The 14,165-nt window shown below is 64.8% G+C and carries 13 protein-coding genes; 6 read left to right on the top strand and 7 right to left on the bottom strand.

The window, feature by feature from the left end; translation table 11 throughout:
- Nucleotides 1-26: 26 nt before the first annotated feature.
- Both BN1188_RS11465 and BN1188_RS11460 read left to right on the top strand, forming a co-directional pair.
- On the top strand, nucleotides 27-944 hold the full coding sequence (locus tag BN1188_RS11465) for a histone deacetylase family protein (protein ID WP_040263863.1): 918 nt from the start codon (nucleotides 27-29) through the stop codon (nucleotides 942-944).
- A 185-nt stretch (nucleotides 945-1,129) separates the two neighbouring features.
- Nucleotides 1,130-2,368: a TIGR03862 family flavoprotein gene (locus tag BN1188_RS11460; protein ID WP_040261618.1), complete on the top strand. Its 1,239-nt coding sequence runs from the start codon at nucleotides 1,130-1,132 to the stop codon at nucleotides 2,366-2,368.
- 12 nt (nucleotides 2,369-2,380) lie between these two features.
- Here the strand turns inward: BN1188_RS11460 and BN1188_RS11455 are convergent, their stop codons facing one another.
- The 4 genes from BN1188_RS11455 to BN1188_RS11440 all read right to left on the bottom strand — a co-directional run bounded on the left by BN1188_RS11455 (nucleotide 2,381) and on the right by BN1188_RS11440 (nucleotide 5,944).
- A complete protein-coding gene (locus BN1188_RS11455; protein WP_040263859.1) occupies nucleotides 2,381-3,712 on the bottom strand; it encodes an RNA helicase RhlE1 in 1,332 nt (443 codons plus the stop codon).
- A gap of 47 nt (nucleotides 3,713-3,759) precedes the next feature.
- Nucleotides 3,760-4,638 (bottom strand): drug/metabolite exporter YedA, encoded by an 879-nt coding sequence (yedA, locus tag BN1188_RS11450; RefSeq protein WP_040261617.1) that lies wholly within the window; start codon nucleotides 4,636-4,638, stop codon nucleotides 3,760-3,762.
- Between the two features lie 75 nt (nucleotides 4,639-4,713).
- Complete coding sequence (locus tag BN1188_RS11445; RefSeq protein WP_052469253.1) at nucleotides 4,714-5,232, bottom strand: LabA-like NYN domain-containing protein; 519 nt, start codon at nucleotides 5,230-5,232, stop codon at nucleotides 4,714-4,716.
- Nucleotides 5,213-5,944: a DUF2076 domain-containing protein gene (locus tag BN1188_RS11440; protein WP_040261615.1), complete on the bottom strand. Its 732-nt coding sequence runs from the start codon at nucleotides 5,942-5,944 to the stop codon at nucleotides 5,213-5,215. Before BN1188_RS11440 ends, BN1188_RS11445 begins: the two co-directional genes overlap by 20 nt.
- Nucleotides 5,945-6,130: 186 nt before the next feature.
- On the opposite strand from BN1188_RS11440, the gene BN1188_RS11435 reads away from it, so the two are divergent.
- Together BN1188_RS11435 and BN1188_RS11430 are read left to right on the top strand one after the other, a co-directional pair.
- Nucleotides 6,131-6,793, top strand: coding sequence for a membrane protein (locus BN1188_RS11435; protein WP_040261614.1), 663 nt, complete (start codon nucleotides 6,131-6,133; stop codon nucleotides 6,791-6,793).
- A 54-nt stretch (nucleotides 6,794-6,847) separates the two neighbouring features.
- Complete coding sequence (locus tag BN1188_RS11430; RefSeq protein WP_040261613.1) at nucleotides 6,848-7,930, top strand: endonuclease/exonuclease/phosphatase family protein; 1,083 nt, start codon at nucleotides 6,848-6,850, stop codon at nucleotides 7,928-7,930.
- Between the two features lie 79 nt (nucleotides 7,931-8,009).
- On the opposite strand, the gene hrpB is transcribed toward BN1188_RS11430, so the two are convergent.
- Both hrpB and BN1188_RS11420 read right to left on the bottom strand, forming a co-directional pair.
- The gene (hrpB, locus tag BN1188_RS11425) at nucleotides 8,010-10,514 is read right to left on the bottom strand and encodes an ATP-dependent helicase HrpB (RefSeq protein WP_040261612.1); all 2,505 of its coding nucleotides are present in this window, start codon (nucleotides 10,512-10,514) and stop codon (nucleotides 8,010-8,012) included.
- A gap of 21 nt (nucleotides 10,515-10,535) precedes the next feature.
- On the bottom strand, nucleotides 10,536-11,465 hold the full coding sequence (locus BN1188_RS11420) for a cation diffusion facilitator family transporter (protein ID WP_040261611.1): 930 nt from the start codon (nucleotides 11,463-11,465) through the stop codon (nucleotides 10,536-10,538).
- A gap of 243 nt (nucleotides 11,466-11,708) precedes the next feature.
- Between BN1188_RS11420 and BN1188_RS11415 the strand changes: the two genes are divergently transcribed.
- A complete protein-coding gene (locus tag BN1188_RS11415; RefSeq protein ID WP_040261610.1) occupies nucleotides 11,709-12,128 on the top strand; it encodes a hypothetical protein in 420 nt (139 codons plus the stop codon).
- 2 nt (nucleotides 12,129-12,130) lie between these two features.
- Nucleotides 12,131-13,021 carry a cation diffusion facilitator family transporter gene (locus BN1188_RS11410; protein ID WP_040261609.1) on the top strand — a complete coding sequence of 297 codons (891 nt, stop codon included), beginning with the start codon at nucleotides 12,131-12,133 and terminating at the stop codon, nucleotides 13,019-13,021.
- Here the strand turns inward: BN1188_RS11410 and BN1188_RS11405 are convergent.
- Nucleotides 13,018-13,983, bottom strand: a complete 966-nt coding sequence (locus BN1188_RS11405; protein ID WP_040261608.1) for a DUF6515 family protein — start codon at nucleotides 13,981-13,983, stop codon at nucleotides 13,018-13,020. The genes BN1188_RS11410 and BN1188_RS11405 overlap by 4 nt on opposite strands.
- Nucleotides 13,984-14,165: the final 182 nt, after the last annotated feature.

Genomic DNA, 14,165 nt, shown 5'->3' with positions numbered 1-14,165 from the left:
TCCAGGCTTTAGCCATGCGGATCACCATGCACCTGCCTCTGGTTTACCACGACGACTACAGCCCACCGTTTCCAGCGGACCACCGCTTTCCCATGGAGAAGTTCCGCCTGCTCCATGACCATTTGCTCGCCACGGGAATCGCCTGCGACCAAGCGCTGCACCGGCCCGAACCTTGCGCCGCCGAGGTGCTGGCCCTGGCCCACGCGCCCGACTACATAGAGCGCTACATGGCCGGCGAGTTGTCCCGTGAAGACCAGCGGCGCCTGGGCCTGCCCTGGAGCGAGGCCGTGGCCAGGCGCACCGTGCGCGCCGTAGGGGGCTCGCTGCTCACCACGGAGCTGGCTTTGAAGCATGGCCTGGCCTGTCACCTGGCCGGCGGCACCCATCATGCCCATTACGATTACCCTTCCGGCTTTTGCATATTCAATGATCTGGCCGTGGTCAGCCGCTACTTCCTGGAGGCCGGCAGGGTACAGCGTGTGCTGATCTTTGACTGCGACGTACATCAGGGCGACGGAACGGCGCGTCTGCTCGCGGACGTGCCCGACGCCATTACCGTATCGCTGCATTGTGAAAAGAACTTTCCGGTACGCAAGGCCCAGAGCGATTGGGATATCCCGTTACCCTTGGGCATGGGCGACGCGGCTTATCTTCAGGTGGTGGAGGATGCCCTCAATTACCTCCTGCCCTTGTATCAACCTGACCTGGTGCTGTACGACGCTGGCGTAGACGTGCATCGAGACGACGCCCTCGGGTATCTGCAGCTCACCGACGCTGGCGTGGCCGCGCGCGACAAGCGAGTGCTGGAACATTGCCTGAACCGCAGCATTGCGGTGATGGGGGTAATTGGCGGCGGTTACAGTAAAGACCGCCAGGCGTTGGCTCGTCGTCATGGCATCCTTCATAGGGTAGCCAGCGAGCTATGGCAAACCCGCTGCATGTGAATAACCAAGGCCGCCAGGCAACGCGGACAGGTTACCCACATTCACTGTGGAGCCGGCTGTGGATAACCTGAGCGAAACCGTTAAAGCGCCTTTATTCACAGGGCCGCCCAGCTGCTGGTTAAATTTTGAGCAGGTACCCGTGGATATCCTCCGGTAAACTAGCGCACTTTTTCAGGCGAGGCGAAATGGCGGTGAAGGCTCCTGCGCAAGTGGCAGTTATGGGCGGAGGCCCGGCCGGACTTATGGCGGCCGAAGTGCTTAGCCAGGCTGGCATAGCCGTGGCGGTGTATGACGCCATGCCCTCGGTAGGCCGCAAATTCCTGCTCGCCGGGGTAGGCGGCATGAACATCACCCACAGCGAACCAGCGCAGGCCTTCGTGCATCGCTATGCCGAACAGGCCGACTGGGTCGGCCCCTGGCTGGAACGCTTGGGCGCCGACGCCCTGCGGCAGTGGATACACGAGCTGGGCATCGAGACGTTCATCGGCAGCTCCGGGCGGGTATTCCCCACCGATATGAAAGCCGCGCCCTTGCTCCGTGCGTGGCTCAAGCGCTTGCGTGACCAGGGCGTGGTTATCCACACCCGCCACCGCTGGCTGGGCTGGAACGAGGATGGCAGCCTGTGCCTGGATCATCAGGGCGAAGCCTTGGCCTTGCGACCTGCTGCAACCATATTGGCCCTGGGCGGTGGCAGCTGGCCACGGCTAGGCTCGGACGGCGCCTGGCTGCCGTGGCTGAACGCCCGCGGCGTTGAAACCCGCGCTTTGCAACCGGCCAACTGTGGCTTCGAAGTATCAGCCTGGAGCGCGATGATCACGGAGCGCTTCGCAGGCGCTCCGCTGAAGAACATTGCCTTGAGCCTGCCAGGGCAGCCGGCCCGGGCGGGAGAATGCGTAGTGACCGAGCGCGGCATCGAGGGCAGCCTGGTCTATGCCCTCTCGGCGCCGATCCGTGAAGCGATCAATCGCAACGGAGCCTGTGAAGTGTTCGTCGACTTGCTACCGGCCAGAACCCTCGGTCAGGTAGAGGCCGCCTTGAACAAGCCCCGCGGGAGCCGCTCCATGGCGCGCCATCTGCAAGGGCAACTGCGTCTGGACGGTGTCAAGGCAGCATTGCTGCGAGAACTGACCGATGCGGCGACCTTCCAGGACCCTGTTCGCCTTGCCCGAACGATCAAGGCCCTGCCGCTTACCCTGGTACGCCCTCGCCCGCTGGAAGAAGCGATCAGCAGCGCCGGCGGCGTTCGCCGCGCCGCGCTGGACGAGCATCTGATGCTGCGCGCCCTTCCCGGTGTGTTCTGCGCCGGCGAGATGCTCGACTGGGAGGCCCCGACCGGCGGTTACCTGCTCACGGCCTGTTTCGCCAGTGGTCGCCGCGCCGCCGAGGGCGTGCTGGCCTACCTGGCTGCCCCGTCGGCGGCTTGACTACAGCCTGTCTCACGGCTTGCGCTTGCGCGGCCCCGTATTGAATGCCGGCACCTTGCGCACGGCCTTGACCGGTGGCTCTGCCGCAGGCGCCTCACGGCTTTCGGTCCAGCGCCCAAGCGCTGCCTTGCCCCCACTGGCCTTGGGCTTTTTTGGCTTCTTCGGTTTTTTGAGGATTTGCCCGCCCGCTGTGGTTTCTGGCACCCGATGATCCGGTTCGAAATCAGGCTCTTCCACCCGCTTGAGGGTTTGCCGGGTCAAGGCTTCGATCGCGGCGAGCTGCTCCACTTCATCAGCGCATACCAGCGAAATAGCCTCGCCAGTGGCTCCCGCGCGCCCGGTTCGGCCGATCCGGTGAACGTAATCCTCGGCCACGATAGGCAGGTCCAGGTTCACCACCAGGGGAAGGTCCTGGATATCCAGGCCACGGGCAGCCACATCGGTAGCTACCAGTACCGTCAGTTCACCGGCCTTGAAATTGTCCAGCGCCCGCTGGCGGGTGGCCTGAGGCTTGTCGCCATGGATGCCGTCGGCTGCCACGCCCTGGCCTTGCAAGCGCTCCACCAGCTGGTCGACGCCATTGCGGGTCTTGGCGAAGACCAGGACGTGCTTCCAACGCCGCTGACGCAGCAGATGGGAAAACAGCTCCGCTTTGCGCTTCTTATCCACAGCCACGACCCACTGGCGAACCGTGGTGGCCGCCTGGTTGCGGGGGCTGACTTCCACGCTCAGGGGTTCGTCCAGCATCTGCCCGGCAAGCAGGCGAATGTCATCCGAGAAGGTAGCAGAGAACAGCAGGGTCTGACGCCGCTTCGGCAGGGCCGCGTAGAGGCCGCGCAGTTCTTCCGTGAAGCCCAGGTCAAGCATGCGGTCGGCCTCGTCGAGCACCAAGGTTTCGACCTGGTCGAATTTCACCGCATTGTTCCGGTGCAGGTCGAGCAAGCGCCCCGGCGTCGCCACCAGGACATCCACGCCTCGACGCAAGGCCATCATCTGTGGATTGAGGCTGACCCCACCATAGACCGCGTAGGTTCGCAGCGGCAGCCCCTCGGCATAGGCCTTGACGTTGCTGTGCACCTGCTCGGCCAGCTCGCGAGTAGGCACCAGGATGAGCGCCCGCACACGATTGCTCGCGACCTGGCTCCCCTGCAGAGTCAAACGCTGCAACAACGGCAAGGCGAAGCCGGCGGTTTTCCCGGTGCCGGTCTGGGCCGCGGCCATGAGGTCGCGGCCTGCGAGCACGGCGGGGATCGCCTTTTCCTGGATCGGGGTTGGCTTTTCATAGCCCAGGTTCGATAGCCGGTTGAGCAATGGCTCGATCAAGCCCAGTGAAGCGAAGGTCATCGGGTGCACCTGAAAAAAGGACGGCAAGGCGCTCAGTTTACCCCGGATCAGCGCCGCCGCCATTGGGGCAGGCCAATCAGCACCACCGCGCTGATGATCACCAGCATCGCCAAGCCTTCCCACAGGCCGATGCGCTCATTGGCGAAGGCCATGCCCAGCAGCACCGCCACCACCGGGTTCACATAGGCATAGCTGGTCGCGGCCGCGGGCCTGACGTGCTTGAGCAGGTACATATAGGCATTGAACGCCAGGATGGAGCCAAAGAACACCAGGTAACCCAGCGACAACCAGCCGGCCAGGCTGGGCCATTGAGTGATTCGCTCGCCACTGAGCAGCCCGGCGGCCAAGAGCGCGGCGCCGGCGATAAGCATTTCCACGGCACTGGCCATGCCACCGGCGGGCAGTGGCAAGTAGCGGCTCCATACCGAGCCGAACGCCCAGGCAGCGGCGGCGAAGAGCAACAATGCCGCGCCGCCTGGGCTGGCCTGAAGGTTGGCACCCAGGTTGAGCAAGCCGATACCCACCAGCCCCAACAGGATGCCAGCCCACTCCAGCCAGGAGTTGCGCTGCCCCCAGCACAGGCCGAATAAAAGGGTGAACAGCGGCACCGTGGCGACCGTCAAGGCGGCGACCCCCGAGGCTACGCCGGCGTGCTCGGCCAAGGTTACCCCACCGTTGCCGCAACCGAGCAACAGCAGGCCTATCCAGGCACCGCCTCGCCATTGCGGCGCCGTGGGCCGGGGCGCGCCCCGCAGACGCAGGAAGACATAGAGGATCGCCCCCGCGCTGAGGAAACGCAGGCCAGCCATGGTCAAGGGTGGCCAGGACTCGATGCCGACGCGAATGAACAGATAGGTGGAGCCCCACACCAGGTACAGGGCCAGGAAGGCGCCGACCAACAGGGCAGGCACGGGACGGGACGGCATGGCAGACGCTCGAAATCGAGATAAGGGGATCCATTGTACGAGCGAAACGGCCGCCGTCCAGCCAATACCTAATGATCAGTGCCGCAACAGCAGGGCGCCTTGTACGGGAATGTATTCTCCCGCCGCACGGATCAGCGAGGCCGCCGTCAGTCCCGGGGTGCCGAACACCGTAGTGGCAACGCCATGACGCTGGTGCACGTGTTGGAGCAGCAGGTCGAAATCACCATCGCCGGATGCCAGTACCACCTCGTCCACTTCGCCGGCGGCCTCCATCACGTCGATGGTAATGCCAACGTCCCAGTCGCCCTTGGCCGAGCCGTCACTGCGTTGGATATAGGGCTTGAGCCTGACCTCGAAGCCCAATTGCCGCAAGATGCGCTGGAATTGCTGCTGCTTGGGGTCGCCCCGGTCGATGGCATAGGCGAACGCCTTGACGATGGCGCCGCGCTGGGCGACCTGGTTCCAGAGCGCGGCGTAATTGAAATGACAGCCATGCACCTGACGAACCGTGTAGTAAAGGTTCTGTACATCGGCGAAGAGGGCGATGCGCCGGCCGGAACCGGCGCCTGACACCTCAGACGTACTCGTCGTCATCGGCGAGGAAGCCTCCGCCGTCGTCGGCGCTATAGTCAGTGTCCGCGAAACCGCCACTGTCATTGTTCCAGCCGCCGTTGTCACTCACCATCTGCTGGCTATCGTCAGCCCAACCACCGCCCTGGTCAGCCGCGGGCGCGGGCTCTTCACGAATGATCTCGACGATCTCCTGAGACGGGTTGTCATGATGGAACAGGCTGCTGAGCCCTTCGGCCAGCATCATGCCACCGGCCACGCCCGCCGCGGTCTGCAGGGCGCCGCGCATGAAGCCGCCACCGGCGGCCTGGGGTTGAGCATAGCCCGGTTGGTAAGCCGGCTGGCCTCCAACAGGGTACTGTGGTGGTGGCGCGTAACCGCGCGCAGGCTCACGCCAGCCCCCTCCACTGGGTGCCACGGGCGCGGGCGGAGCGGGATCGCGCGAGCCGCCACCGAACAATCCGGAGAGGAACCCTCCGCCATGCGCCGGTTTGCTGCCAGCCGCGCGGGCCTGCTCGAGTTCGGCCTTGAGCTGACGGTTCATGTCATCGAGCCGCTTCACCGCCGCCTCCTGCACCAGAATGGCCTGAGCCATGTAATAGGCCGCCGCTGGCTGGCTGGCCACGTGCTCACGGATACGCTGTTCAGCCTGGGCATCGCGCGGGCCGCCTTCGGCCTCGGCTTTCTTGAGTCGGGAAAAAAGTCCGTCGATCAGGCTTTGCTCTTCGCTGTTCATGGCCACCTCGTCATGTGCCCTTCAGGGGCGGCCCCTCGGGGGCCGTATGCCGTTCATTATGGGGTTGGCCCCGGAGGTTTCAACGGCCCGGGGCAATGAAACATTGTTAATCACCCACCGGGGCGTTTGCCCCACCGGGAGCATCCGGTACAGTGTCGGATCTGCCTGGCTCAAGACATTGGCGTGATGAACCCGCTGACCATCCTGCAAGATTCACTGTATTTCTTCCGCGCTCACCTGGGTGCCATCCTCAAGCTGTGCCTGCCACTGCTGGCACTGCAATCGGTGGCCGAGCAACTGGTGGATCATAGTGTCCAGAGCACAGCCCGTGGAGCGTTCGACATCCTGGTCGGGTTGCTGTTCTATCCCATCTACAGCGCGGCCCTCATTCTTTACCTGGACGCCCGCAGCAACGGCGAAGCGCCCTCGCTGCGCCTGTTGCTGAGCATGGGGCTGCGCCTGTGGCCACGCTTTGCGCTGCTGGCGGCATTCTGCTCTCTGGCCATCCTGCTGGGCATGGCGCTCTATGTATTGCCCGGCCTGTGGTTGATGGCCCGGCTGGCCTTCGCCGAATATCTGCTGGTGCTGCGGGGGCTGACGCCCTGGGCTGCCATCAAGCAGAGCTTCGAACTGACCCGCGGCCCCTTCTGGCGGGTGCTGGGGTGCGTGCTGGTAGCGCTGGTGCCGCTCTGGTTGATCGACTTCGCCAGCGCGGCCTGGGTGCCGGACGACAGCAACCTGCCCCTGTCCTTCCTCGTGGACTGTGGCAATGGCGTAGTGCAGTTGCTGACCACCGTGGTGCTGTTCCGCTTGTTCATGCTGGTTACGGACCCTACCCAGCGCTCCTGACGTGGGCCGCGGCCTCGGTTATGCTCGGGGCTTCGCAATGCCGTAGCCGAGCCGATGATCCGACGACTGCGTACAGCCTTGCTGGTCCTTTTCCTGCTAGCGCTTGCCCTGGCCGCGCTCGCCTGGCATCTCACCTGGCACCCCGAGCCCCACGCCGGCGTAGCTCCCGCCTGTCAAGGCACGCCACCTACGCTGCACCCTGGCCAGCCAGTGACGGCCATGACGTGGAACGTGCAGTTCCTGGCCGGCAAACGCTATCTGTTCTGGTATGACGCCCCGCAAGGCCGTAGCCACGACGCCTCGCCGAGCGCCGAGGACGTGGCCCATGACCTGGATGAGGTGGTGCGGGTTATCCGTGACGAACAACCGGACCTGGTGCTGCTGCAGGAGCTGGACGACGGCGCCAAGGCTACCAGTTACCAGAATCAGCTTGCCCTGCTGCAACAGCGCTTGGTGGACCTCTATCCCTGCAGTGTCGAAGCCTTCGATTGGAAAGCCGAGTTCGTTCCGCAACCCGACATCTTCGGCAGCGTCGGGCGCAAGCTGGCGATTCTCAGCCGTTACCGTATCGGCCAGGCCGAGCGTTGGCAGTTGCCCCGCGAGGGAGGCTGGCTGAACCTGTTCGGCCGCCGCCAAGTGCTCTTGGCCGCGTACCTGCCTATTGCCCCGGACCAGCATCTGGCCGTACTCAATACCCGCCTGGCGCCCTACCGCCATGACGACACGACCCAGGCCCGACAGCTCCAGGCGGTCGCCGCCAGGGTGGATCGCCTGGAGGCTCTGGGTACGCCCTGGCTGCTCGGCGGCGATTTCAACCTGCTTCCCTTGGGGCAATACCGGCGGCTACCTCTTGGGCAGCAGTCGCAGTATTCCCCGGAGGACGACCTTCACCTGCTATGGGATCGCTATCCCATGATCCCAAGCAACGCCGCGGCCGGCGGCGAAGACCGGGCGCAGTGGTTCACCCACTTTCCGTTCGATGCCAGCGGTCCGGATCGTACCCTGGACTATCTCGTTCACAGTCCTCGCCTGACCTCCTTGAACGCTCGGGTACGCCAGGAAGATACCCTGGGGATTTCGGACCACCTACCGCTTAGCGGGCGATTCCTGTTACCTGCGCAAGAAAAGAAACCCTAGGCGCTTGTATAGGCCCATTCGCTTGGACAGGTGGTTTATCGGGGGCTGGCGTAACGACGGACAAGGAAGCACCAGCCCTCTACGTCCCTCTCGGCTTGGCCCGGGCGGTCGCCTCGGCCACCAATGGGTCGTCGGGCCAGTAGTGCTTGGGGTATCTGCCCTTGAGATCTTTCTTCACTTCGCTGTACGTACTGCGCCAGAAGTTTGCCAGGTCTTGGGTCACCTGTACGGGCCGGCGGGCTGGGGACAGCAGGTGCAGCTTGACCTGCACTCGCCCATTGGCAATGCGCGGGGTGTCTGCAAGGCCGAACAGCTCCTGAAGGCGCACCGCCAGTACCGGCGGCTGTTCGCTGTAGTCCAGGCGAATGGATGACCCTGACGGCACCACCAGGTGCGTAGGCGCCAGTTCGCCCAGGCGCTGCGGCAAGGGCCAAGGCAGCAGGCCCTGAAGGATGCCGGGAAGATCCAGCTGAGAGAAATGCGCCAGCCTCGTTACCTTGCCCAGGTAAGGTCCCAGCCAGTCATCCAAGGTTGCCAGCAGTCCCTCGTCGCTGACATCAGGCCATTCGCTGCAGCCGCTGGGCAGATCAAGTTGGCGCAGCATCAGCACGCGCGCTTGCCATTGGCGCAGCTCCGGCGTCCAGGGCAACAGCGCCAGGCCCTTGCGCCTTACATAGTCCACCAGGGCGCGACAGCGCGCGCTTTCATTCAGCCCGGCCAGGGGCTCACGGCGCAGGATCAGGTCGCCCACGCGCCATTGGGCTTCCGCGCGCAGGCTGGCGTCCCTTTCATCCCACTCCAGCACCTCATGGCGGCGCACCTGTTCGGCCAATACGTTCTCGAAGAGCGCAGGGTCCAGGCCAGCCGCCAGATAGATGCGCTCTTCCCGCTGGCCCTGGCGGCTGCCAAGCTCAGCGACCACCAGCCACTCATGCTTCATCAGAGCATCAGGCTCACCGAACTGCGCGGCGCGGCCGTTGGCCAGGCGATAGTCAGCACCTCCTGGGCGTCGCTGCCGCGCCACGCGATCCGGATACGCCAATGCCAGCAACGCCCCTAGCCAATGCTCAGCGTCTGGGTCCGCCGCGGGTCTGCCCGCGTCCGGCTGGGCCTTGAGCAGCCCCTGATACTGCCTGGCCACTTGCTGAACATGCTTTACCTGCCGGCTCCCACTGCGCAGCAGCGTCATGCGGGCATGAAGGTCAGCACCGTCGTCGCGCGCGATATCACGCTCGCCCAGCAGGGCGGCCAGGTCACAGCCCAGCGACTCTAGGCCCAGCGCCTTGGCTCGCAACAGCAGGTGGGCAATCCGAGGGTGCGCCGGCAGGGTCGCCATGGCTTGGCCATGCGGGCTAAGCCGTCCCTGGGTGTCGAGGGCGCCAAGGCGCGAGAGCAGGTCGTTGGCCTGCGCCAAGGCAGCAGCAGGAGGCGGGTCCAGCCAGGTCAGTTGGTCCGCGCGGGCGCCCCAGCGATGGAGCTGCAGCGTCAGGCCGCTGAGGTCTGCCTGCAGAATCTCGGGGCTGTCGTAGGCCGGCAACTGCTCATGCTGGGTTTCGGACCACAGTCGGTAGCACACGCCTGGCTCCAGTCGCCCCGCGCGGCCGGCGCGCTGGGTTGCGCTGGCCCTGGAAATGCGCTGGGTGTCCAACCGGGTCATGCCAGTACCAGGATCGAACCGAGGCACTCGAGCCAGGCCCGTATCCACCACCACGCGCACGCCCTCGATGGTCAGGCTGGTTTCGGCGATATTGGTCGCCAACACCACCTTGCGCATCCCTGGCGGAGCCGGCTCGATGGCGGCGCGCTGGGCATCCAGGCTCAGCTCGCCGTGCAGAGGGCAAAGCCGTACCCCAGGGTAATGCGGCAAGACGCTTTCCAGCCGGCGCTCCACTTGCCTGATCTCGGCCTGGCCAGGCAGGAACACCAGTACGCTGCCGTGCTGCTCATCCAGGGCTTGGGTTACGACGCTTTCCACCCGCGCATCCAGCCACTCCCCCTGCTGCAGCGGCCGCCCCCATTGGATGGCTACCGGATGCATGCGGCCCTGGCTGCTGATCACCGGTGCCTGGTCCAGTAACGCGGCCAAGCGTTCGCCCTCCAAAGTGGCCGACATCAGCAACACCTTGAGCGGGAGCTCGTCACGCAACAATTCCCGACCGTTGAGCACCAAGGCCAGAGCCAGGTCGGCATCCAGGCTGCGCTCATGAAACTCGTCGAAGATGACCAACCCTACCCCTTCCAAGGCCGGATCGTCCTGAAGCCGTCGCGCCAGGATCCCTTCGGTCACTACTTCGATACGTGTGCGCGGACCAACCTTGCTCTCCAGGCGGATGCGATAGCCCACTGTGTCCCCGACCCGCTCGCCCAACTCGCTGGCCAAGCGCTCCGCCGCGGCGCGGGCTGCCAGGCGGCGCGGTTCGAGCATCAGGATTTTTTGCTCGCCCAGCCAGGGTTCGTGCAGCAGCGCCAGCGGGACCCGGGTGGTCTTGCCCGCACCAGGCGGGGCCTCAAGCACGGCTTCGTTACGCTGCTCGAGGGCGACCTTGAGGGCGGGAAGCGCGGCGTCGATAGGTAACGGATTCATGGGCACTCCTGGCCAGGCGCTTCAGCGCGCCCACTCCGGATCGGAGGTAAAGGCGATGGTCAGCCAGCGGTTCGGGCCTTCGTCGCCGATGGCATCGCCGATCACGTTGCGTACGGCGTCCCATTCTTCCAGGGTGCGGGCCGGCCAGCCTTGTGGGACGATGAAATAGAGCTCGATCTGCTGCGCCCGGCCTACCTTGGCGACATAGGCCTGGTAGCCCACGAAGCCGTAGTGTTCCACCACGCCGGCGGCGACGCTGTCCACCCGCTCCTTCAGCGCGGCGGGCGTGACCATCAAGACGTCCGAGAGCGCCTGCCGGATGGTGCGCAGCGGCAGGGGCAGGATAACCAGGCAGATTGCCGCCAGTACCGCCGGGTCGATGTACGGGCCGATCCAGGCATAAGCCGTATCGCGAGTCAGCGCGCCGATCAGGAAGGCGAACAACAGGGCCAGGCTGATGCTGCCCGACATCACCCAGGAGCGGGCGTCCAGGGCGATGAAGTCCGAGGCTACCCGCTTGTTGGCGCGGAACTCCACGGCCGCCAGGCTGAAACAGGCGATGGTGGTCAGCGCCGCATAGACGATGGCGAAGCCGAATTCCAGGGTGCGGCCGCCGGTCATCAGGCTGCCCACCGCGTTGATCAAGGCGTACAGGGTCACGCCGCACAGCAAGGTGCCATTGAGGCCCAGCACCATTGGTTCCAGATGCCAGAAGCCCATGTTGAATCGCGCCGCGAGGCGCTGGTTGGCGGCGCCTTCGCTGGTATGGCGGCGGATCAGGCTGGCCACGATCAGGGCCAGCCCGCTCATGCTGGCGTCGGCCAGGGAGTACACTCCGTCGAACACGATGGAGAAGGACCCGGACAGCAAGCCGAAGGCGATACCGAAACTGGCGACAAGCACAGTGACGGCGATGGATAGACGCAGGAGGCTAAGCTCGGAAGTTATCATTATGGCTACGCGTTATCTTCAAGGCAGGCGCCCGCAGGGCAGGCAAAAGGCGGATTCTACCCGGTTCGCTCGAGGCCTGCCGCCTGTCATCCCCCTGGAGGGTCTCAGACCTGAGGCAGCGCTCACTGGCCCTTGGGCCAAGCGCGGGGTATAAGGGCGAACCGCAACGGCTCGACCATGGTCGTAGTTGTCGGTTACAGCCATTTATGCAAATGGCCGAGCCCCCACCTCCAGGAGAAATTCATGCGTCTCGCATCTCGTATGATCGGCAGTGTTCTGGTTGTCTCGGTACTGACTCAGCTCACCGCCTGCGGCACCCTGTTCTGGCCCGACCGCCGCGGCCAGATCGAAGGTAAGATCGACCCCGTGGTCGCCGCCCTCGATGCCATTGGCATTCTGTTCTATGTCATTCCCGGCCTGATCGCCTTTGGCGTCGACTTCGCCACCGGCGCCATCTACCTGCCTGGCGGCACCCATGCCCAGGTCTCTCCGGAGGTGCTCAAGGGCGCGGTGAACCCGGATGGCAGCGTGGACAACAAGCGCCTGCAGGCCATTCTGGAAACCGAGCTGGGCAAGCACCTGCCGCTGGACGACCCGCGACTGATCCAGCATCACGGCAGCGTTGAGCAGCTCGCCGCCTTCGGCCTGCGTCCCGCCGCCTGAACATGAGCACCAGCGCCCGCCATCGCCGCTTGTTGCGCCTGGCCACACGGGCCTCGCTGGCGGTGGCCTCGGTGCTGATCGTAACCAAGGCCCTGGCCTGGTCCCTGAGCGGCTCGGTAAGCCTGCTGGCGGGGCTTACCGATTCGGTGCTCGATGGTGCCGCGTCCTTCCTCAACCTGCTGGCGGTGCATTATTCGCTGCGCCCGGCCGATGATGACCACCGCTACGGCCACGGCAAGGCAGAGGCTCTGGCGGGGATGGGCCAGGCGCTGTTCATCGCACTGAGCGCCGGATTGATCATCCTGCAGGCGATACGACACCTGAACAGCCCCGAGCCGCTGGGGGAAGCCGACGTGGGCATCGCAGTGATGGTGTTGTCGCTGGTACTCACCCTCGGCCTGCTGTGCCTGCAGTCGAAGGTCGTCAGGGAAACCGGGTCTACCGCGGTGCGTGCCGACTCCCTGCATTACCGCTCAGACCTGCTTCTCAACGGCAGCATCCTGGTAGCGCTGGTGCTCGCCCGCCAGGGCTACCCTCAGCTGGACGCGCTGTTCGGCCTGGGAATCGGGCTCTACATCCTGTGGAACGCGGCGCAGATCGGCAAGGAAAGCGCAGGCATCCTGATGGACCAGGAGTTGCCCACGGAAGTGGCCGAACGAATGATGGCCCTGGCCTGCTCGGTGCCAGGCGTGCTGGGCGCCCACGACCTGCGCACCCGGGTATCCGGCCAGCACTGGTTCGTGCAGCTGCACCTGGAACTACCCGGGCAGCTGACTCTCTCGGCCGCCCACAGGCTCTGCGAGCAGGTCGAGGCTGCGATTATCGAGCAGTTCCCCAAGGCTGAAGTGCTGGTACACGCGGATCCGGAAGAGGCCGCACCGCCCCGGCGCTAATTCAGGCCATATCCGCGGCTGGTCAAACAGTTGGCCATGTTCTGGCGGAACAGATATACCACCTGGTCCGAAGGCGCGTAGGTGGCCGTCGCCGGATCGAAACCGGTTTGCTGGGCGGCCCAGCGCTGGCACTCATAGCGATCCCGCTCCATCTGCGACGGGCTCTGGCCATTGGCCGGATAGAAAGCCACATCGTATCCGCTGGGCGCTAGCACTGGCTGAGGTACTGGCTGCGGCTGGGACTGCACCGGGGCGCTGGGCGCGTCTACGACCACATATTCCTGGGTGTCGTTGAGCCACTGGTAATAGGTGCCCGCGGCCAGGAAGAACATGCCGCCGCCGATCCACACTCGGGAGGCGTAGTCCGGCAGATAGCGCACCCGAATGCCACGTGGCGGTGCCACCACCACGTAACCGGAGCGGTCTGGCCGATACCAGTAGCCAGAGGAATAGAAATAGTCATTTCCCCGATAGGGCACGCGATAGTTATCCCCAGGAAAACGGTCGATACGCTGACCTGGCCGATATTGTGGGCCCGGCCCCCACCCGTTGCCACGATAGCGATCCGGCTCCCAATCACGGTCATGTCCGGCCTGCCATTGGCGGTTGCCGTTGTTGCGCGGCAGGTCCGGGTAGCTGCCACGCAATGGCGGTTCGGTCTGTCGTACCTCATCCGGCTTGGGCTGAATGGGAAGGTTCGCGCTCGGTTGCCCGGGCCGCCCAGCTCCGTTGGGGTTGCCTTGCCAACCCGGGTTGGGGCGGTTGGACTGCTGTTCCCGATTGGGAGCGTAGTTCGGCTGCGACTGACGCTGGGGGCCACCGCCGCGATAATCACCACGGTCCTGGCCGCGCGGAGCACTACCGCGCAATTGGTCCGCGTTGTTGTTGTCGGCGAACGTCGGGGTGCCCAGGCACAGGCACAGCGCGGCCGCACTGGCGAGGCACCAGGTGCGCGTTTTCATGGAAATCCTCACTGAGTGCGAGCACTCGGTTTTGACTGGAAAAACCTAAGGCGGTTCGCCGCCATGCTACCAGCGACGTGCCCTGCGCTCTCGGGCTCAAGAACAATTTCATGATGGCCCGCACCTTTTTGCGGCCATAAAAAAAGGAGGCCTCGGGGCCTCCCTTGATGAACTGCGTCCAG

Origin of the sequence: Pseudomonas massiliensis, from assembly GCF_000826105.1 — a bacterium.
Taxonomy (GTDB): Bacteria; Pseudomonadota; Gammaproteobacteria; order Pseudomonadales; family Pseudomonadaceae; genus Aquipseudomonas; species Aquipseudomonas massiliensis.
The sequence above is the reverse complement of the archived record's forward strand: the minus strand, read 5'-3'. Positions and strand labels throughout refer to the sequence as shown.

What these genes read in the sequence shown, in the direction of transcription:
- BN1188_RS11465 (WP_040263863.1), top strand. Translation starts at nt 27, where the DNA reads ATGCACCTGCCTCTGGTTTACCACGACGACTACAGCCCACCGTTTCCA.
- BN1188_RS11460 (WP_040261618.1), top strand. Translation starts at nt 1,130, where the DNA reads ATGGCGGTGAAGGCTCCTGCGCAAGTGGCAGTTATGGGCGGAGGCCCG.
- BN1188_RS11455 (WP_040263859.1), bottom strand. Translation starts at nt 3,712, where the DNA reads ATGACCTTCGCTTCACTGGGCTTGATCGAGCCATTGCTCAACCGGCTA.
- yedA (WP_040261617.1), bottom strand. Translation starts at nt 4,638, where the DNA reads ATGCCGTCCCGTCCCGTGCCTGCCCTGTTGGTCGGCGCCTTCCTGGCC.
- BN1188_RS11445 (WP_052469253.1), bottom strand. Translation starts at nt 5,232, where the DNA reads ATGACGACGAGTACGTCTGAGGTGTCAGGCGCCGGTTCCGGCCGGCGC.
- BN1188_RS11440 (WP_040261615.1), bottom strand. Translation starts at nt 5,944, where the DNA reads ATGAACAGCGAAGAGCAAAGCCTGATCGACGGACTTTTTTCCCGACTC.
- BN1188_RS11435 (WP_040261614.1), top strand. Translation starts at nt 6,131, where the DNA reads ATGAACCCGCTGACCATCCTGCAAGATTCACTGTATTTCTTCCGCGCT.
- BN1188_RS11430 (WP_040261613.1), top strand. Translation starts at nt 6,848, where the DNA reads ATGATCCGACGACTGCGTACAGCCTTGCTGGTCCTTTTCCTGCTAGCG.
- hrpB (WP_040261612.1), bottom strand. Translation starts at nt 10,514, where the DNA reads ATGAATCCGTTACCTATCGACGCCGCGCTTCCCGCCCTCAAGGTCGCC.
- BN1188_RS11420 (WP_040261611.1), bottom strand. Translation starts at nt 11,465, where the DNA reads ATGATAACTTCCGAGCTTAGCCTCCTGCGTCTATCCATCGCCGTCACT.
- BN1188_RS11415 (WP_040261610.1), top strand. Translation starts at nt 11,709, where the DNA reads ATGCGTCTCGCATCTCGTATGATCGGCAGTGTTCTGGTTGTCTCGGTA.
- BN1188_RS11410 (WP_040261609.1), top strand. Translation starts at nt 12,131, where the DNA reads ATGAGCACCAGCGCCCGCCATCGCCGCTTGTTGCGCCTGGCCACACGG.
- BN1188_RS11405 (WP_040261608.1), bottom strand. Translation starts at nt 13,983, where the DNA reads ATGAAAACGCGCACCTGGTGCCTCGCCAGTGCGGCCGCGCTGTGCCTG.